14 protein-coding genes are annotated in these 16,853 nt (G+C 71.9%); 9 read left to right on the forward strand and 5 right to left on the reverse strand.

Annotated elements, in window-relative coordinates; genetic code table 11:
- Positions 1-114 precede the first annotated feature (114 nt).
- A complete protein-coding gene (locus ACFQ11_RS09115; RefSeq protein ID WP_378297551.1) occupies positions 115-1,383 on the reverse strand; it encodes a glycosyltransferase family 2 protein in 1,269 nt (422 codons plus the stop codon).
- A gap of 516 nt (positions 1,384-1,899) precedes the next feature.
- On the opposite strand from ACFQ11_RS09115, the gene ACFQ11_RS09120 reads away from it, so the two are divergent.
- The 7 genes from ACFQ11_RS09120 (at position 1,900) to ACFQ11_RS09150 (ending at position 10,367) form a co-directional block, all read left to right on the forward strand.
- Positions 1,900-3,735, forward strand: a complete 1,836-nt coding sequence (locus ACFQ11_RS09120; RefSeq protein WP_378297552.1) for an acyl-CoA dehydrogenase — start codon at positions 1,900-1,902, stop codon at positions 3,733-3,735.
- Positions 3,736-3,942: 207 nt separating this feature from the next.
- The gene (locus tag ACFQ11_RS09125; RefSeq protein ID WP_378297553.1) at positions 3,943-5,400 is read left to right on the forward strand and encodes an OmpA family protein; all 1,458 of its coding nucleotides are present in this window, start codon (positions 3,943-3,945) and stop codon (positions 5,398-5,400) included.
- Positions 5,401-5,435: 35 nt separating this feature from the next.
- Positions 5,436-6,227: a helix-turn-helix domain-containing protein gene (locus ACFQ11_RS09130; RefSeq protein ID WP_378297554.1), complete on the forward strand. Its 792-nt coding sequence runs from the start codon at positions 5,436-5,438 to the stop codon at positions 6,225-6,227.
- Between the two features lie 132 nt (positions 6,228-6,359).
- The gene (locus ACFQ11_RS09135; RefSeq protein ID WP_378297555.1) at positions 6,360-7,391 is read left to right on the forward strand and encodes an iron-siderophore ABC transporter substrate-binding protein; all 1,032 of its coding nucleotides are present in this window, start codon (positions 6,360-6,362) and stop codon (positions 7,389-7,391) included.
- Positions 7,388-8,431 (forward strand): FecCD family ABC transporter permease, encoded by a 1,044-nt coding sequence (locus ACFQ11_RS09140; protein ID WP_378297556.1) that lies wholly within the window; start codon positions 7,388-7,390, stop codon positions 8,429-8,431. The genes ACFQ11_RS09135 and ACFQ11_RS09140 overlap by 4 nt, the downstream gene beginning before the upstream one ends.
- Positions 8,428-9,486, forward strand: coding sequence for a FecCD family ABC transporter permease (locus ACFQ11_RS09145; RefSeq protein WP_378297557.1), 1,059 nt, complete (start codon positions 8,428-8,430; stop codon positions 9,484-9,486). Before ACFQ11_RS09140 ends, ACFQ11_RS09145 begins: the two co-directional genes overlap by 4 nt.
- On the forward strand, positions 9,483-10,367 hold the full coding sequence (locus ACFQ11_RS09150; RefSeq protein WP_378297558.1) for an ABC transporter ATP-binding protein: 885 nt from the start codon (positions 9,483-9,485) through the stop codon (positions 10,365-10,367). Before ACFQ11_RS09145 ends, ACFQ11_RS09150 begins: the two co-directional genes overlap by 4 nt.
- Before the next feature lie 84 nt (positions 10,368-10,451).
- On the opposite strand, the gene ACFQ11_RS09155 is transcribed toward ACFQ11_RS09150, so the two are convergent.
- From ACFQ11_RS09155 to ACFQ11_RS09170, 4 genes are all read right to left on the reverse strand, one after another.
- On the reverse strand, positions 10,452-11,843 hold the full coding sequence (locus ACFQ11_RS09155; RefSeq protein WP_378297559.1) for a dihydrolipoamide acetyltransferase family protein: 1,392 nt from the start codon (positions 11,841-11,843) through the stop codon (positions 10,452-10,454).
- Positions 11,844-11,848: 5 nt separating this feature from the next.
- Positions 11,849-12,838 (reverse strand): alpha-ketoacid dehydrogenase subunit beta, encoded by a 990-nt coding sequence (locus tag ACFQ11_RS09160; RefSeq protein WP_378297560.1) that lies wholly within the window; start codon positions 12,836-12,838, stop codon positions 11,849-11,851.
- The gene (pdhA, locus tag ACFQ11_RS09165; RefSeq protein WP_378297561.1) at positions 12,835-13,968 is read right to left on the reverse strand and encodes a pyruvate dehydrogenase (acetyl-transferring) E1 component subunit alpha; all 1,134 of its coding nucleotides are present in this window, start codon (positions 13,966-13,968) and stop codon (positions 12,835-12,837) included. Before pdhA ends, ACFQ11_RS09160 begins: the two co-directional genes overlap by 4 nt.
- A gap of 229 nt (positions 13,969-14,197) precedes the next feature.
- The gene (locus tag ACFQ11_RS09170; protein WP_378297562.1) at positions 14,198-15,817 is read right to left on the reverse strand and encodes a hypothetical protein; all 1,620 of its coding nucleotides are present in this window, start codon (positions 15,815-15,817) and stop codon (positions 14,198-14,200) included.
- Between the two features lie 101 nt (positions 15,818-15,918).
- On the opposite strand from ACFQ11_RS09170, the gene purS reads away from it, so the two are divergent.
- Positions 15,919-16,161: a phosphoribosylformylglycinamidine synthase subunit PurS gene (gene purS, locus ACFQ11_RS09175; protein WP_378297563.1), complete on the forward strand. Its 243-nt coding sequence runs from the start codon at positions 15,919-15,921 to the stop codon at positions 16,159-16,161.
- A 218-nt stretch (positions 16,162-16,379) separates the two neighbouring features.
- Positions 16,380-16,826 carry an ATP-binding protein gene (locus tag ACFQ11_RS09180; protein ID WP_378297564.1) on the forward strand — a complete coding sequence of 149 codons (447 nt, stop codon included), beginning with the start codon at positions 16,380-16,382 and terminating at the stop codon, positions 16,824-16,826.
- Positions 16,827-16,853: the final 27 nt, after the last annotated feature.

The raw sequence follows: 16,853 nt of genomic DNA on the forward strand, positions 1-16,853 counted from the left end.
CCGACCAGGCCGAGGACGAGCGCGAGCCCGGCGGACGCCGCCCGCGGGCCGCGCCGGAGCGGGCCGGGCGGGCGCGCCACGGGCGTCCGCGCGAGGGGGGTGGGAAGGGTCACCTCAGCCCACTCCCTGCAGCGAGCTGGCGCTCTGCCCGGCGCCGCCGACCTGGTCGGCGGAGCGGGTCAGCCAGCCCTGCTTGTTCATCGTGATGAACGCGTACAGCTTGATCGGCAGCGAGATCATGATGATCACGAGGGCGGTCAGCGGCAGCAGCAGGATCTCCTTCGGGTGCCGCTTGAGGTGCGACCAGCCGCGCACGCCGCGGCCGAACAGCACCCAGCCGATGGCCAGCGAGATGCCGAGCGGGGTGAGGTTGTCCAGGATGCGGCTGAAGATCAGGTAGGCGAGCGTCACGCCCATGGTCACGGGGGTCAGCAGGATCTGCAGGACGGTGACCTTGGTGACGAACGGGGTCTTCCACAGCCAGCCCTTCCACAGGGCGGTGAGGTAGCAGCGGTAGGAGTTGCGGCTCCACCGGATGCGCTGCTTGAAGAAGGCGCGGAACGAGTCGGGGAACATGGAGATCGCGCGGGCGGACGACTGGTGCACGGTCTTGTAGCCCTGCGACAGCGTCAGCCAGGTGAGCCGCCCGTCGTCGCCGGCGATGCAGCGGCGGCCGAGGAAGAACTCGTTCTCCAGGTTCTCCACCACCGGGAGGATGACCGAGCGGCGGTAGGCGGCCGTCCGGCCGGACAGGCAGGCGACGCCGCCCTTGGAGCCCATCGCCGGGACGTAGTCGTAGTAGCGCAGGTTGACCAGCCAGTCGGCGATCCGGCGCCACACGCTCGTCTCGCGCTGGAAGACGTTCTGCTGGGTGCCGACGCCGCCGACCTGCGGGTCCTCGAAGGGCATCTGGACGGCGTCCAGCAGGCCCGGCTGCCACCAGGTGTCGGAGTCGGCGAAGACGACGATCTCGCCGCGGGCCGCGCGGATGCCGACGCCGAGCGCCGACCGCTTGCCCGAGTGCTCGTAGACGAGGACGTGGACGCGCGGGTCGGTGACCTGCGCGAGCCGCCGGTGCCCCTCGGTGTCGGCGACGTCGATCACGATGATGATCTCGCTGGGGTTCTGCGCGAGCCAGCTGTCCAGGCAGCGCATCATGATCTCGGGGTCCTCGCGGTACGAGGGGACCACCACGGACACGGTCGTGCGGAAGTTGTTCACGACCGGCTTGTCCATGCGGGAGAGGATCACCCGGTAGAGCCAGAGCCCCCAGACCAGGAGCCCCGCGAAGCCCAGCGGGATGAAGGCCCTCCAGTCGCCGCCGGAGAGCGCCCCCGTCATCGAACCCCAGGCATCGTTGAGCCACCCCGTGACAGACGACAATTCCAGTCCTTCCTCTCCTCCGGGCTCCGGGGGAGAACCCGCAGACCCTTGTGACCCCGTGCCACCTCAAGTAAGAGGGAAAGGGTCTCCTATTGGTTCACGTTTGCCAGATCCGGTCACGGCGCCCAGAGGCGCCGGAGGGCTAGCGAGGTGAACCGTTCCTGTCAAGGGTTCGGCGAGGATCGTTCCGAAAGCGGTATACCGGCAACGCGTGTGTCGGCCGGGAGACATGATTCTGAAACGCCCAACCCTGAGTTGACCAGGTTGTTGAGGGCGAATAGTCCCGTTTGTTGCGAAATGTTCGTTTGTGTCTACCGCCTGGTAACGGAGTTGCGCCTTTCGTGTGAGTTGCGTCACTTTGTAGGCCCGATGGTAAGGCACATGTGGCCCGCGTCCCGTCGAACGCCGGATTCCTGGTGGTTCTCACTGGTTACCAGCGGGTAGCATGATGTCGAGTTACTGACCAGTACGAAGTGCGGGGCCGTCGGCAGCCCGCCGAGCCGAACGGAGTCTCGAATGGGGCACTACAAGAGCAACCTCCGTGACCTGGAGTTCAACCTCTTCGAGGTGTTCAGGCGCCAGGACCTCCTCGGAAGCGGCCCGTACGCGGAGCTGGACGAGGACACCGTGCGCAGCGTCCTCGACGAGGTGAACCGCCTCGCCGAGGGGCCGCTCGCCGACTCGTTCGAGGACGCCGACCGCAACCCGCCCGTGTTCGACCCGGCCGCCGGCACCGTCACCATGCCGGAGAGCTTCAAGAAGAGCTACCAGGCGTGGATGGACGCCGAGTGGTACCGCCTCGACCTGCTGCCCGAGTTCGGCGGCAGCGGCGCTCCCCGCTCGCTGACCTGGGCCGTCGCCGAGCAGGTACTCGGGGCCAACCCGGCCGTGTACATGTTCGCCTCCGGTCCCGGCTTCGCCCAGATCCTGTGGCAGATCGGCACGCCCGAGCAGAAGAAGTTCGCCGAGCTGGCCCTCGAACGGCAGTGGGGCGCCACGATGGTGCTGACCGAGCCGGACGCCGGCTCCGACGTCGGCGCGGGCCGCACCAAGGCCGTCCAGCAGCCGGACGGCACCTGGCACATCGAGGGCGTCAAGCGGTTCATCACCTCGGCCGAGCACGACATGTCCGAGAACGTGTTCCACCTGGTGCTGGCCCGCCCCGAGGGCGCCGGCCCCGGCACCAAGGGCCTGTCGATGTTCCTCGTGCCCAAGTACATGGTCGACCTCGAGACCGGTGAGCTGGGCGAGCGCAACGGCGCCTACGTCACCAACGTCGAGAAGAAGATGGGCCTCAAGGTCTCCACCACCTGCGAGCTCACCTTCGGCGAGAAGCACCCGGCCGTCGGCTACCTCGTCGGCGACGTCCACGAGGGCATCAAGCAGATGTTCCTCGTCATCGAGTACGCCCGGATGATGGTCGGCACCAAGGCGATCGCCACCCTCTCCACCGGCTACCTCAACGCGCTCGAGTACGCCAAGGAGCGCGTGCAGGGCGCCGACATGACGCAGATGACCGACAAGACGGCCCCGCGCGTCACGATCACGCACCACCCGGACGTCCGGCGCAGCCTCCTCACGCAGAAGGCGTACGCCGAGGGCATGCGGGCGCTCGTGCTGCTCACCGCGTCCTACCAGGACGCCGTGCAGATCGCCGAGCACGAGGGCCGCAAGGACGAGCAGGCCGAGAAGATCAACGACCTGCTGCTCCCGATCGTGAAGGGCTTCGGGTCCGAGCGCGCGTACGCCCTCCTCGGCGCCGAGTCGCTGCAGACCCTCGGCGGGTCGGGCTTCCTGCAGGAGTACCCGATCGAGCAGTACATCCGCGACTCCAAGATCGACACCCTGTACGAGGGCACCACCGCCATCCAGGGCCAGGACCTGTTCTTCCGGAAGATCCTCCGGGACAACGGGGAGGCGCTGAAGGTGCTCGCCGGCGAGATCAAGGCGTTCACCGAGAGCGAGGCCGGCAACGGCCGCCTCAAGAACGAGCGCGCCGCCCTCGCCCGCGGCCTCGACGACGTCCAGGGCATCCTCAACCCGATGATCGGGTGGGCGCTCTCCTCCATGGAGAACCCGAAGGAGCTCTACAAGGTCGGGCTGAACTCCAGCCGCCTCCTCATCGCGCTCGGCGACCTGATCGTCGGCTGGCTGCTCTGCCGCCAGGCCGAGGTCGCGCTGACCGCCCTCGGCGGCGGGGACGTCTCCGACTCCGACAAGGCGTTCTACACCGGCAAGGTCGCCGCCGCGCAGTTCTTCTGCCAGACCGTCCTGCCGCGCCTGGCCTCCGACCGCGCCGTCACCGAGGCCACCACGCTGGACGCCATGGAGCTGCCCGAAGAGGCCTTCTGACGCGCGGTCCGCTGACGCGCCGATCCCCGACGCGCCAGGGGAGGCCCCCTCGACCTCGCACCTCGACCGGGTCCGCCTCCCGCGGCCGGCACGCGGCCCCCGCCCCCGGAACCCCACCGGCGGAGCGGGGGCCGCTGCGCGTCCGGTGCCCGGCCCGCTACCGTAAGCCTCGACCTCCCGCCCCCCTCCCGACCGACCGGAGAGCCGATGCGCGCCTCATCGAGCGTTCCCCTCGCCGTGTTCCTCGCCGGGCTGCTGCTCGCGACCGGGTGCTCCGGCTCCGGCGAAGCGGAGGAGAGCGAGCCGCCGACCGCGGCGCCGGGCGGCCCGGCGAGCGGGCCCGCGGCCCGGCCGGGCGAGCTCGTGAAGGAGGGCTGGTTCGGCGACGCCGCACTGCACGCGCGCGTCCAGATCAAGGGCGTCCAGCGGCAGGGCGCCACGTCCGTGCTGAGCTACACGGTGACGTCGGTGGACGGGGCGCCGAAGAGCGTCCCCTTCGCGATCGACCTGCTGGACCCGGTCGGCGGCAAGCTGTACAGGCCGGCCGCGCCGCCGGCGCCGCGGCAGTTCGCCCCGAACGCCCCGCAGCAGCTCACCGCCACGTACCCGGCGATCCCGCAGAACGTCCAGAAGCTCACCGCCGTCACCCCGGGGACCGCCGGCGAGTTCACGGGCGTCCCCGTCACCGGCGGGGGCGGTGCTCCGGCGAACGGCGGTCAGGGCGAGGGCGGCAACCCCGCGTTCCTCTACGACATCACCGAGGGCGAGGTCAAGGACGTCACGTCCAGCGGCTCCGACGTCACCGTCAACCTCCGGACGGACGTCCTGTTCGCGTTCGACTCCGCGAAGCTGTCCGGCCGCGCGAAGCAGGTGCTCGACGAGGCGGCCGCGGAGATCAAGGCGAAGGCCGACCCGGACAAGCGGCCCCTGACCTTCAACGGGCACACCGACAGCAAGGGCGGCGACGACTACAACCTCAAGCTGTCGCGGCAGCGCGCCGAGGCCGTCATGGCGGAGCTGGAGAAGCGGCTCGGCGGCGCGTTCAAGTACTCCGCGCACGGCAAGGGCGAGGCCGAGCCCATCGCCAAGGAGGGCGGCAAGGACGACGAGAAGGCCCGCGCCCGCAACCGCCGCGTCGAGATCCGGTACGAGGTCCGCGAGGTCACCGAGGGCGCGGACGGCTCGACGACCGCGTCGGCGGACGGGCGGGGCGCCGCCGCCGCGCCCGCCGCGTTCCGCGCGTCCGACGGCGAGAAGGTCGCCAGCCGCTACGCCCGGTTCGGCGAGCAGAAGCGGCGGATCGACGTCAAGCCGTTCTACCGGGACGGCGCCTACATCGTCGCGGTCTTCGACATCGTGAACGAGGGCCCCGGGGACACGCCCGCGAACGCCGCGTACCCGCACCGCGACTACCCGGGCGGCGTGTTCACGTCGATGGCGATCCAGGTCCCCGGCGGCACCGACACCTACCGGGCCGTCCGCGTCGGCAAGGCCGAGCCGGGCAGGCCCGCCCCGTACATCGGCTCGGCCGGAGCCGCGTTCCGCACCGCCGTGGAAGAGCCCGTCCGGGGGTTCGCCTACATCCCGGCCCCGCCCGGGAACGTCTCCACGGTCACGTTCGTCGGCGGCCCGTTCGGCAACGTGGACAACGTGCCCGTGCAGTGAACCCGTGCAGTGGACCCGTGCAGTGAGCCGGTGACGTGAGGGGCGCCCGTGCGGCGGGGAAGGAGACCCGCGTCCTGCCGGCCTGCGCGGCCGGTGCCGCCGAGGCGCCGTTCACGATCCTGAACTGGAGCGAGCCCTTCACCCGGGACACCACCTGGAACGAGCACTCGCACCCCTTCCACGAGCTGCTGTGGAACGAGCGGGGCGCGTCCACGGCCGTCGTGGGGTCGCGGGTGTGGACGATCACGCCGACGCTCGGGCTGTGGATGCCCGCGGGCACCCTGCACTCCGGGTCGGCGCCCGCCGGAACGTGGTGCCGCGCCGGGCTCTTCGGGTTCGGCGCCGTGGACTCGATCTCCCCGGTGCCCGTCGGCGTCGAGATCACCCCGCTGCTCCGGCTGCTGCTGGAGCGGCTGTCGGACGCGGCCCTGCCCGACGGGTCGCGGGCGCTCACCGAGGCGATGGTGCTGGACGTGCTCGTCCCCTCGTCCCGCGAGCTGCTCGTGCGGATCCCGGCGTCCGACCTGCTGCGCCCGATCGCGGACGCCGTCCTGGACGACCCGGGCGACCGGCGCACGCTCGCGGACTGGGCGGCGCGGCTCGGGGTGAGCGCCCGCACGATCACCCGGGCGTTCAACGCGGAGACGGGCACGAGCTTCGCGCGGTGGGTCGCGGCGGTCCGGGCCCGGCACGCGGTGACCCTGCTCACCCGCGGCCAGGAGATCGACGTCGTGGCCGAGGAGGTCGGCTACCGCTCGGTGAGCGCGTTCGGCGCGGCGTTCCGGCGGACGACGGGGCTGACGCCGGGGGCGTTCCGGGCGCGTTGATGTCCCGATCGCGATAACGGATGTCCCAAATGGGTGATTGCGACAAGTCGGTCATTTCTCCTAGGGTGCGCACCAAGGCAAGCCTTACCTAAGTCGGTGGGCTTGCGGCGGACCCTGAACGTGGAGTGCGGATTGAAACGTCCACCTGGCCTGCGCGTCTTCGCGGCGGTGGCCATTCTGCTGGGCACCCTCGCGGGCTGCGGCGACTCGTCGGAGACCGGGCGGGAAAGCGCGGGCGGCGGCACGGGGGCGTTCCCCGTGACGATCGAGCACGCGCTCGGAAAGGCCACCATCGAGAAGAAGCCGGAACGCGTCGCCACCGTCAACTGGGCCAACCACGAGGTGCCGCTGGCCCTCGGCGTCGTCCCGGTCGGCATGGCCGCCGCGAACTTCGGCGACGACGACGGCGACGGCGTCCTGCCGTGGGTCGACGAGAAGCTCAAGGAGCTCGAGGCCGAACGCCCCGTCCTGTTCGACGAGACCGACGGCATCGACTTCGAGGCCGTCGCGAACACCAAGCCGGACGTGATCCTCGCCGGGTACTCGGGCCTCACCAAGGAGGACTACGACACCCTCAGCGAGATCGCCCCCGTCGTCGCCTACCCGGACGCGCCCTGGGCGACGCCGTGGCGCGAGGTGATCCGGATCAACGCCAAGGCGATCGGGCTCGGCGCCGAGGCGGAGAAGCTGATCAAGGACATCGAGGGCGGCATCGGCGCGGCCGTCGCCAAGTACCCGCAGCTCAAGGGCAAGTCGGCGATGTTCATGACGCACATGGACCCGAACGACGTCAGCGAGGTCGGCTTCTACACCACCCACGACACCCGCACGCTGTTCTTCGAGGACCTCGGGATGACGACCCCCGGCAGCATCGCCGAGGCGTCCAAGGGCTCGGACAAGTTCTCCCAGACCGTCAGTTCCGAGCGGATCGACATGTTCGACGACGTCGACATCATCGTCGGCTACGGCGACGACAAGCTGCTCGCGCAGATCAGCGATGACCCGCTGCTGTCGAAGGTCCCCGCCATCGAGCGCGGCTCGGTGTACCTGATGTCCGGCACCACCCCGGCCGGCACCGCCGCCAACCCGACCCCGCTCGCGATCTCCTGGGTCCTGGAGGACTACGTCAAGGCCCTCGCCGAAGCGGCCGACAAGGTCAAATGACAACGGTCGACACCGAACGGGTGCCGGACGCCGCCGTCGCGCGGCGTCCGGCGCGCGTGCGCGTGCTGTGGCTGCTCGCCGGGGTCGCCGTCCTGGCCGCCGCCATGCTCGCGTCCGTCGTCCTCGGGTCGCGGAACGTCGCCTGGGCGGACGTCTGGGCGGCGCTCGGCGGCGCGCAGGGCACCCTCGAGGAGGCGGCCGTCGCCAAGCGCATCCCGCGCACCCTCCTCGCGATGCTGATCGGCGCGGCGCTCGCCCTCTCCGGCGCCGTCATGCAGGGCGTGACCCGCAACCCCCTCGCCGACCCGGGGATCCTCGGCGTCAACATGGGCGCGTCGCTCGCCGTCGTCTGCGGCGTCGCGTTCCTCGGCCTGTCCTCGCCGACCGCCTACATCTGGGTCGCGATGGGCGGCGCCGCCGTCTCCGCCGTGTTCGTCTACACCGTCGGGTCCCTCGGGCGCGGCGGCGCCACCCCGCTCAAGGTCGCGCTCGCGGGCGCCGCGACGTCCGCGGCGTTCGCGTCCCTGGTCAGCGCGGTCGTCCTGCCCCGCAACGACATCGCCGGGGGCTTCCGGCTCTGGCAGGTCGGCGGGGTCGGCGGCGGATCCTACGAACGGATCGGGCAGGTCCTGCCGTTCCTCGCCGCCGGATTCGCGATCTGCCTGCTGTCCGCGCGGGGCCTGAACTCGCTCGCGCTCGGCGACGACGTCGCGGCCGGGCTCGGCGAGCGCGTCGCCGTCGTCCGCGCGACGGCGGCCCTCGGGGCCGTCGTGCTGTGCGGCGCGTCGACCGCCGTCGCCGGGCCGATCGCCTTCGTCGGGCTGCTCGTCCCGCACGCCTGCCGGCTGCTCGTCGGCGTCGACCACCGCTGGCTGCTGCCGTCCACGGTCCTCGCCGGCGCGGCGCTGCTCACGTTCTCCGACGTCGTCGGGCGCGTGCTCGCCCGGCCGCAGGAGGTCGAGGTCGGCATCGTCACGGCGATCATCGGCGCGCCGTTCTTCATCCACATCGTCCGCCGTCAGAAGGTGCGTGAGCTGTGAGCCCCCCGGCCCTCGCCGCCGCCCGGCCGTCCGCCGTCCAGGCCGTCGCCCGCGGCCGCCGCAGGCGCGCCGCCCGGCGCCGCCTCATCATCGGGACGCTCGCCGCGCTCGTCGCCGCCGGGTTCGCCGTCTCCCTGATGGTCGGGCAGTCGTTCTACCCGCCCGGCGACGTGCTCCGCGTCGTCCTCGGCGAGCAGGTGCCCGGCGCGTCCTTCACGGTCGGGCGGCTGCGGCTGCCCCGGGCCGTCCTCGCGGTCGCCGCCGGGGCCGCGTTCGGGCTGGGCGGCGTCACGTTCCAGACGATGCTCCGCAACCCCCTCGCGAGCCCCGACATCATCGGCATCAGCTCGGGCGCGAGCGCGGCCGCGGCCGTCGCGATCGTCGTGTTCGGCCTCGGCGGCACCCAGGTGTCGGTCTTCGCGATCGTCGCGTCCCTCGCCGTCGCCCTGCTGATGTACGTCCTGGCCTTCCGGGACGGCGTCGTCGGCATGCGGCTCATCCTGATCGGGATCGGGATCGCCGCGATCGGCGACAGCGTCACCTTCTATGTCCTGTCCCGGGCCGGGGAGTGGGACATGCAGGAGGCCGCCCGCTGGCTGACCGGCAGCCTCAACGGCACGACCTGGGCGGAGGTGCTGCCGACCCTCGGCGCGCTGCTCGTCCTCACCCCCGTCCTGCTGCTCCTGGCGCGCGACCTGGCGACGCTGCGGCTCGGCGACGACACCGCGTCCGCCCTCGGCGTCCGCGTCGAACGCACCCGCGTCGCGGTGATCGTCGCCGCCGTCGGCCTGATCGCGTTCGCCACCGCCGCCGCGGGGCCGATCGCGTTCGTGGCGTTCCTCGCCGGCCCCATCGCGGCCCGGCTGATCGGGACGGGCGGTTCCCTGCTCGCGCCCGCCGGGCTCGTCGGCGCCCTGCTGGTCCTCGTCGCCGACTTCACCAGCCAGTTCGCGTTCGACTCCCGCTACCCGGTCGGCGTCGTCACCGGCGTGCTCGGCGCGCCCTACCTCGTCTACCTGATCGTCCGCACCCACCGTGCCGGAGGCTCGCTGTGACCACGTCCCACACCCTCGCCGCCGAGGACCTCGCCCTCGGCTACGGCGACCGCGTCGTCGTGGAGTCCCTCGACCTGACGGTGCCGCCCGGCGAGATCACGGTCATCGTCGGCGCGAACGCCTGCGGCAAGTCGACCCTCCTCCGCTCCCTCTCCCGCCTGCTCGCGCCCCGCACCGGACGGGTCGTCCTGGACGGCCGCGAGGTGCACCGGATGCCCGCGAAGGAACTCGCCCGCACCCTCGGCCTCCTGCCGCAGTCGCCGATCGCGCCCGAGGGCATCACCGTCCTCGACCTCGTCTCCCGCGGCCGCCACCCCCACCAGGGCGTCTTCGCGCGGTGGAACGCGAAGGACGACGCCGCCGTCGCCTCGGCCCTCGACGCCACCCGCACCACCGGCCTCGCCGACCGCGCCGTCGACGAGCTCTCCGGCGGCCAGCGGCAGCGCGTCTGGATCGCGATGGCCCTCGCCCAGCAGACCGACCTGCTCCTGCTCGACGAGCCCACCACCTTCCTCGACCCCAGCCACCAGATCGACGTCCTCGACCTGCTCACCGACCTGAACGGCGCCCGCGGCACGACGATCGTGATGGTCCTGCACGACCTGAACCTCGCCGCCCGCTACGCCGACCACCTGATCGCCCTCGCCGACGGCCGCGTCCACGCGTCCGGCACCCCCGCCGAGGTCCTCACCGAGGACGTCGTCCGCACCGTCTTCGACCTCGAGAGCCGCATCATCGAGGACCCCGTCTCCGGCCGCCCCCTGATGCTCCCCATCGGCCGCCACAACGTCCGCCCGCGGCACGCGACGCCGTCCGCTGAGGGCGGCGCGGTGGCCGCGGAGTCACCGCGCCGCTCGGAGGCGAGTGCCGCCGGTGCCTGACCGGTGGCGGTCCGTCCAGTCGCCGGGGCCGTCGTGGCCCTGGGGGACCGGCCGGGGAGCCCGCTCCCCGGCCGGATCCCCGCTCTAGCTCCAGGCGAGCATGCGGAGGGGGTCCTCCAGCATGTCGCCGACGTCGCGGAGGACGCGGGAGCCCAGTTCGCCGTCGACCATGCGGTGGTCGAACGAGAGGGCCAGCGTGGTCACCTTGCGGATCGCCAGCTCGCCTTCGTGCACCCACGGCATGTCGCGGACCTGGCCGAACGCGAGGATCGCCGCCTCCCCGGGCGTGATGATCGGGGTGCCGGCGTCGACGCCGAACACGCCGACGTTGGTGATCGTGATCGTCCCGTCCGACAGGTCCGCGGGGGACGCCTTGCCCGCACGGGCTTTCGCGGCGAGGTCGTTCAGCGCGCGCGCGAGGCCGGGCAGGTCGAGGTCCTGCGCGTCCTTGATCTTCGGCACGATGAGGCCGCGGTCGGTCGCGGCCGCGATGCCGAGGTTCACGTAGCGCTTGACGACGATCTCCGCGCCGGACGGGCCGTCCTCCCACGTCGCGTTCACCATCGGGTGCCGCGCCACGGCCGTGAGCAGCGCGCGCGCCACCAGCAGCAGCGGCGACACCTTGACGTCCGCGAACTCCGGCAGCTCCCGGATGCGCTTGACCGCCTCCATGGTGCGCGTGACGTCCACCTGGAGGAACTCGGTCACGTGCGGGGCCGTGAACGCGGAGCCGGTCATGGCGGCGGCCGTCGCCTTGCGGACGCCCTTCACCGGGACCCGCTCCTCGCGCGGGCCCGCGGCGGCGCGGGGCGCGGGGGCGGCCTGGGGCGCGGGCGCCGAGGTGGCCGCGCGGACGTCGTCCCGCGTGATCGAGCCGTTCGGGCCCGTACCGGTGATCGTCGCCAGGTCGACGCCGAGGTCCTTGGCGAGCTTGCGCACCGGCGGCTTCGCGAGCGGAAGCCCGCCGTTGTCCACAGGCTGTGGACGAGCGGGCGCCGCCGGGGCCGGGGCGGGGGCCGCGGCGGGCGGCGGGGGAGGCGCGGCGCCGTTCGTCTTGCGGGGGCGGCGGCGGGTCGAGCCCTCCTTCACCCCGTACCCCACGAGGACGGGCGTGCGCTTCGGCTTGTCGGGGGACGTCATGCCCGGCTCGTCCGGCGTCGGGACGGCGTCGGACTCCGCGAGCGCCGCCGCCTGCGCGGGCGGCTCCGACACCGGGGTCGCCACGGCGCCGTCCGCCCCGCCGACCGCGATGATCGGCGTGCCGACGTCCACGGTCTCGCCCTCGGAGACCAGCAGCTCGGCCACCACGCCCTCGAACGGGCACGGCAGCTCCACGATGGCCTTGGCCGTCTCGATCTCGACGATCGTCTGGTTGATCTCGACGGTGTCGCCCGGCTGGACGTGCCACTTGACGATCTCGGCCTCGGTGAGGCCCTCGCCCACGTCCGGCAGCTTGAACAGGTTCGGCTCGGTCACCGGCGTCACCACGCGAAGGTCCGGTCGACCGCGTCGAGGATGCGGTCGAGGTCGGGCAGGTAATGGTCCTCGAGACGGGACGGCGGGTAGGGCGTGGAGAACCCGCCCACCCGCAGCACCGGCGACTCCAGCCGGTAGAAGCAGCGCTCGGTGACGCGCGCGGCCAGCTCGGCGCCGTAGCCGCTGAACACCGGCGCCTCGTGGACGACGACGCAGCGTCCCGTCCGGTTCACCGACTCCGCGACGGTGTCCATGTCGAGGGGGTTCAGCGAGCGCAGGTCGATCACCTCCAGGGACCGGCCCTCCTCCGCCGCGGCGGCCGCCGCCTCCAGGCACGTCTTGACCGACGGGCCGTACGCCAGCAGCGTCACGTGCTCGCCCGGACGGACGACCCGAGCCGCGTCGAGCGCCGCCCAGCCGGAGGCGTCGATGTCGACGTCGACCTCGGCCTTGTCCCAGTACCGGCGCTTCGGCTCGAAGAAGATCACCGGGTCCGGGGACGCGATCGACTGCTGGATCATCGTGAACGCGTCCACCGGGTTCGAGCACGCGACCACGCGGAGCCCCGCGGTGTGCGTGAAGTACGCCTCCGGCGACTCCGAGTGGTGCTCGACCGCGCCGATGCCGCCGCCGCACGGGATCCGGATCACGACGGGCAGTTCGAGCGCGCCGAGCGAGCGCATCCGCATCTTCGCGAGCTGCGTGATGATCTGGTCGGCGGCCGGGAACACGAACCCGTCGAACTGGATCTCCACGACCGGCCGGTAGCCGCGCAGGGCGAGACCGATCGCGGTGCCGACGATGCCCGACTCGGCGAGCGGGGTGTCGATGACCCGCTCCTCGCCGAAGTCCTTCTGCAGCCCGTCCGTGATGCGGAACACGCCGCCGAGCTTCCCGACGTCCTCGCCCATGATGAGGACCTTCGGGTCGTTCTCCATGGCCTTGCGCAGGCCGGTGTTGACGGCCTTGCCCAGCGTCAGGGTCTCCGCGGTCATGACGCGACCTCTTCCTCGAACGACGCCAGGTAGGCGGCGAACTGCTCCTGCTCCTCGGTCATCAGCGGGTGGGGCTCGGCGTACACGTGCTCGAACATCGACAGCGGCTGCGGGTCCGGCATGGCGAGGCAGCCCTTGCGCAGGTCGGCGGCGATCCCCTTCGCCTCGTCCTCGACCCCGTCGAAGAACGCGGCGTCCGCGAGGTCGCCGCGGGTCAGGTACGCCTTGACGCGCTCGATCGGGTCCTTGAGCTTCCAGGACTCCTCTTCCGCCTTCATCCGGTAGCGGGTCGGGTCGTCCGTCGTCGTGTGCGCGCCCATCCGGTACGTGAACGCCTCGATGAGCATCGGGCCCTGCCCGGTGCGGGCCGCCTCCAGCGCCTTGCGGGTGACGGCGAGGCACGCGAACACGTCGTTGCCGTCCACCCGGACGCCCGGGAACCCGTAGCCCTGCGCGCGCTTGTAGAGGGGGATGCGCGACTGCTTCTCCAGCGGCTCCGAGATGGCCCACTGGTTGTTCTGGCAGAAGAACACGATCGGGGCGTTGAACACCGACGCGAACACGAACGCCTCGTTCACGTCCCCCTGCGAGGTCGCGCCGTCGCCGAAGTAGGCGATCGTCGCGCCCGCCGACGGCGAGCCGAGGACGCCGTCCCGCTGGATGCCCATCGCGTACCCGGTCGCGTGCAGCGTCTGGGCGCCGATCACGACCGTGTACAGGTGGAAGCCGTGCTCATCCGGGTCCCAGCCGCCGTGGTTGACGCCCCGGAACAGGCCCAGCAGGTTCAGCGGGTTCACGTCGCGGCACCACGCGACGCCGTGCTCCCGGTACGTCGGGAACACCATGTCGTTGTCGGTGAGCGCCCGGCCGGAGCCGATCTGCGCCGCCTCCTGCCCGAGCAGTGACGCCCACAGGCCCAGCTCGCCCTGCCGGGTCAGCGCCACGGCCTCCCGGTCGATGCGCCGGGTGATCACCAGGTCGCGGTAGAGCGCCCGGACCTCGTCCGCGGACAGCTCGAGGGGATAGTCGGGATGCTCGACGCGCTCGCCCTCGGGGGTGAGCAGCTGGACGGGCTCTGGCTCGGCGGTCGCGGCGGTGGCCGGCGCGCCTCGCACGGAGTCGATCGTCATCGATGACACTCCTCGGTCGGGGCCGGAACGCGGGATCGCCGCACGCCGGCCGGGGTCAGTGACCTTTTACCCCGGTAAGGAACAAAGGCCGCTGATGCCATCGTGGCAGACATCACACCGTGCTCCGCAAGTCCCGCCTGCCGGCGTTCTACCCGGCCGGCGGACGATCATCCCCGCGCGCCGCGCCTCCCCGGCCGTCCGTCGCCGCCCGGTCACGGTCCGGAGCCGGTCACTCCCGGGAGAGGACGCGGGTGACCCCGGCGGCGACCGTCAGGCCGAGGACGAGTCCGGCCGCGACGATGAAGTTCGCGATCCACTGGTAGACGCCCTTGGGGGCGAAAAGCCCCTCCTGGCCGAGAGTGCCGATCGGGAGGATCAGGTCGAGCGTGTAGAAGAAAGCGTTGAAGTGCGGTTTGTCGTCGCTGTTCAGGACGTCCGGCCGGTGGATGGAGAACACGATCGTCCCGAAAGCCAGCAGCCCGATCAGCCAGGTCGCGGCCCGGAACGGGCGGTACCCGTAACCCACGAGCCCGTCCTGCATCCAGCCGATGGTCTTCCGGAGGATCCCCTGCGTCTTCCGGCGGTCCCGCGCCTTCGCGAGCAGCACCGACCGTCCGTCCGCGTCCAGGCCCAGCGAGCGGTACGTCTGCGCGAGCCGCTCGTACGGCTGCGGCGCGTACCCGTCGGTGTCGCGGCGCAGCCAGCCGAGGCGCTCCTTCGCGGTCATCGGCGGGTCGAGCGTCTCGTACTGCAACCCGTCCAACTGGAGCCGCTCCGCCCACGTGTCCGCCGCGTCCCGCAGCAGGTTGATGCGCGCGTACGACAGGTCCACGACGCCCCGGATCGGCTCCGCGGGACGCAGCAGCACCTCCTCCGCCTGCACGCGCTGCAGGCTGAGCGCCGTCCCGTCCGGGTTGACCAGCCGCGCCTCGCTCAGGCTGAGCTGCCCGGTGACCCGCGCCCCGGCGAACGACACCGCGCCCTCGGCGACGAAACCGTCCGAGCAGTACACGTCGTTCTCCACGCCCAGGTCGTCGCAGTTCAGCGCCGTCCGTCCCTGGTTGGCCAGGCGCGCGCCGACGAACGACAGGTAGCCGCCGACGCGGGCGCCGCGCAGCCGCACCTCGCCCTCGGCGGTGAACCCGCCGTCGCAGAACACGTTCGCGGCGACGTCCAGGCGGCTCGCGGTCAGCGCCGCGCCGCCCGGGTTGTGCAGCCGCGCCTTCCGGAAGATCAGCTGCCCGCCGATGCGCGCGCCCGGCAGCCGCACCTCGCCGGTGGCGGTGAAACCCTGGTCGCAGTACACGTTCGCCTCGACCGTCAGCCGGTCGGCCAGCAGCGCGTCGCCGTCCGGGTTCGCGAGCTGGACGCCCGACATGTTCAGGATGCCGGTCACGTTCGCGCCGTCCAGCCACAGGCCGCCGTAGATGTGGCTGCCCTCCAGCCACAGGTGCCCGTCGACGCGCGTGCCGGACGCCACCAGCCCGGGCAGCCGGCAGCGCATCAGGTGCACGCTGTTCATGCTCGCCCAGTACAGGTGCGGCGCCTCGTCGAACGCGCAGCCGGTCAGCGCGAGCGGGACCTCGACGGCCGCGTGCCCGAGGTTCAGCGACCCGAAGACGCGGGCGCCGCTGAGCCGGACCGCCGCGACGTGGCCGGGTTCGGGCTCGACGGCCCCGGCCAGCAGCGCGACCAGGACCTCGGCCCGGATCAGCCGGTCGTGACCCCAGCGGCCCGCCTGGCCCGGGTCGTCCAGCGCGGGGTCCCCGGAGGACAGGTCGACGAGCTCGCCCTTCGGGAACGCCTCCCACAGGCGGCGTTCGGACGGCGACAGGTCCTCGATGTTCATGAATCGGCTCCGGTGGTCCGGGGGGACGGTGGGCTGTGTCCTGCAATGGTGCCGTACGCTTCAGGTCGTCAGGAAAATCGCAGATCAGTGAGGGGGCGGTCGTGGCGCGTGTCGTCGTCGACGTCATGCTCAAGCCGGAGATCCTCGACCCGCAGGGGCAGGCGATCGCCCGGAAGCTGCCGCAGCTCGGATTCGAGGGCGTCGTCGCGGTCCGCCAGGGCAAGCGGTTCGAGGTCGAGCTCGAGGGCGAGGCCGACGAGGCCGCGCTGGAGCGGGTCCACAAGATCGCGGAGACGCTGCTGGCGAACCCGGTGATCGAGAACTTCGAAGTCCGGGTGCTCTGAACCGGAATGGCGGAAATGTGGATCCGGTGATCCGCGGTTCCGGCACGTTCCACATTCTGTGAACCGTTGACCACGTCACCGAGGATTCACGGAAAGACCCGCCAGTGTGGCGATTACGCGAGTTTCCGCCGGGGGAGACTTACCTGCGGCCGAGTCTTCGAACACGCTCCGGGGACGGGGGACGTCCGAGCGAGCCGGGGCACGACAGAGGTGTCACGGTGGATGTGACGTTCACCTTCGCGCTGCCCCGCGAGGCGCCGACCGTCCCGCTGATACGGCGGCTGATCGGGGACGCGCTGCGCGGCCTGGGCGCCACCGAGGACTGCGTCGACGACGTCCTCGTCGCCGCCTCCGAGGCGTGCACGAACGTGCTCGAGCACGCCCGCGCGTCCGGTGACTACCGGGTCGCCGGGCGGGTCGACGAGACCGTCTGCGAACTGGAGATCGCCGACCGGGGCCGCGGGCCGCGCCCGGCCCCCGCCGAACGGGGGGTTTTGAGCGAATCCGGGCGCGGGCTTAAAATCATGCGCGCACTGGTGGACGACCTCGACATCGACCACGCGCCCGACCGGGGCACCGTCGTCCACCTGCGGAAGCGGCTGACCTGGCGAGACGGGGCACTGGTCCGCCGCCCGGACGACCGGCTCATGACGAGTGCCGGGTAGATTGGTACGCGCGCGGGGGGATATGCG

Source organism: Actinomadura sediminis (genome assembly GCF_042675525.1).
GTDB lineage: Bacteria > Actinomycetota > Actinomycetes > Streptosporangiales > Streptosporangiaceae > Spirillospora > Spirillospora sediminis.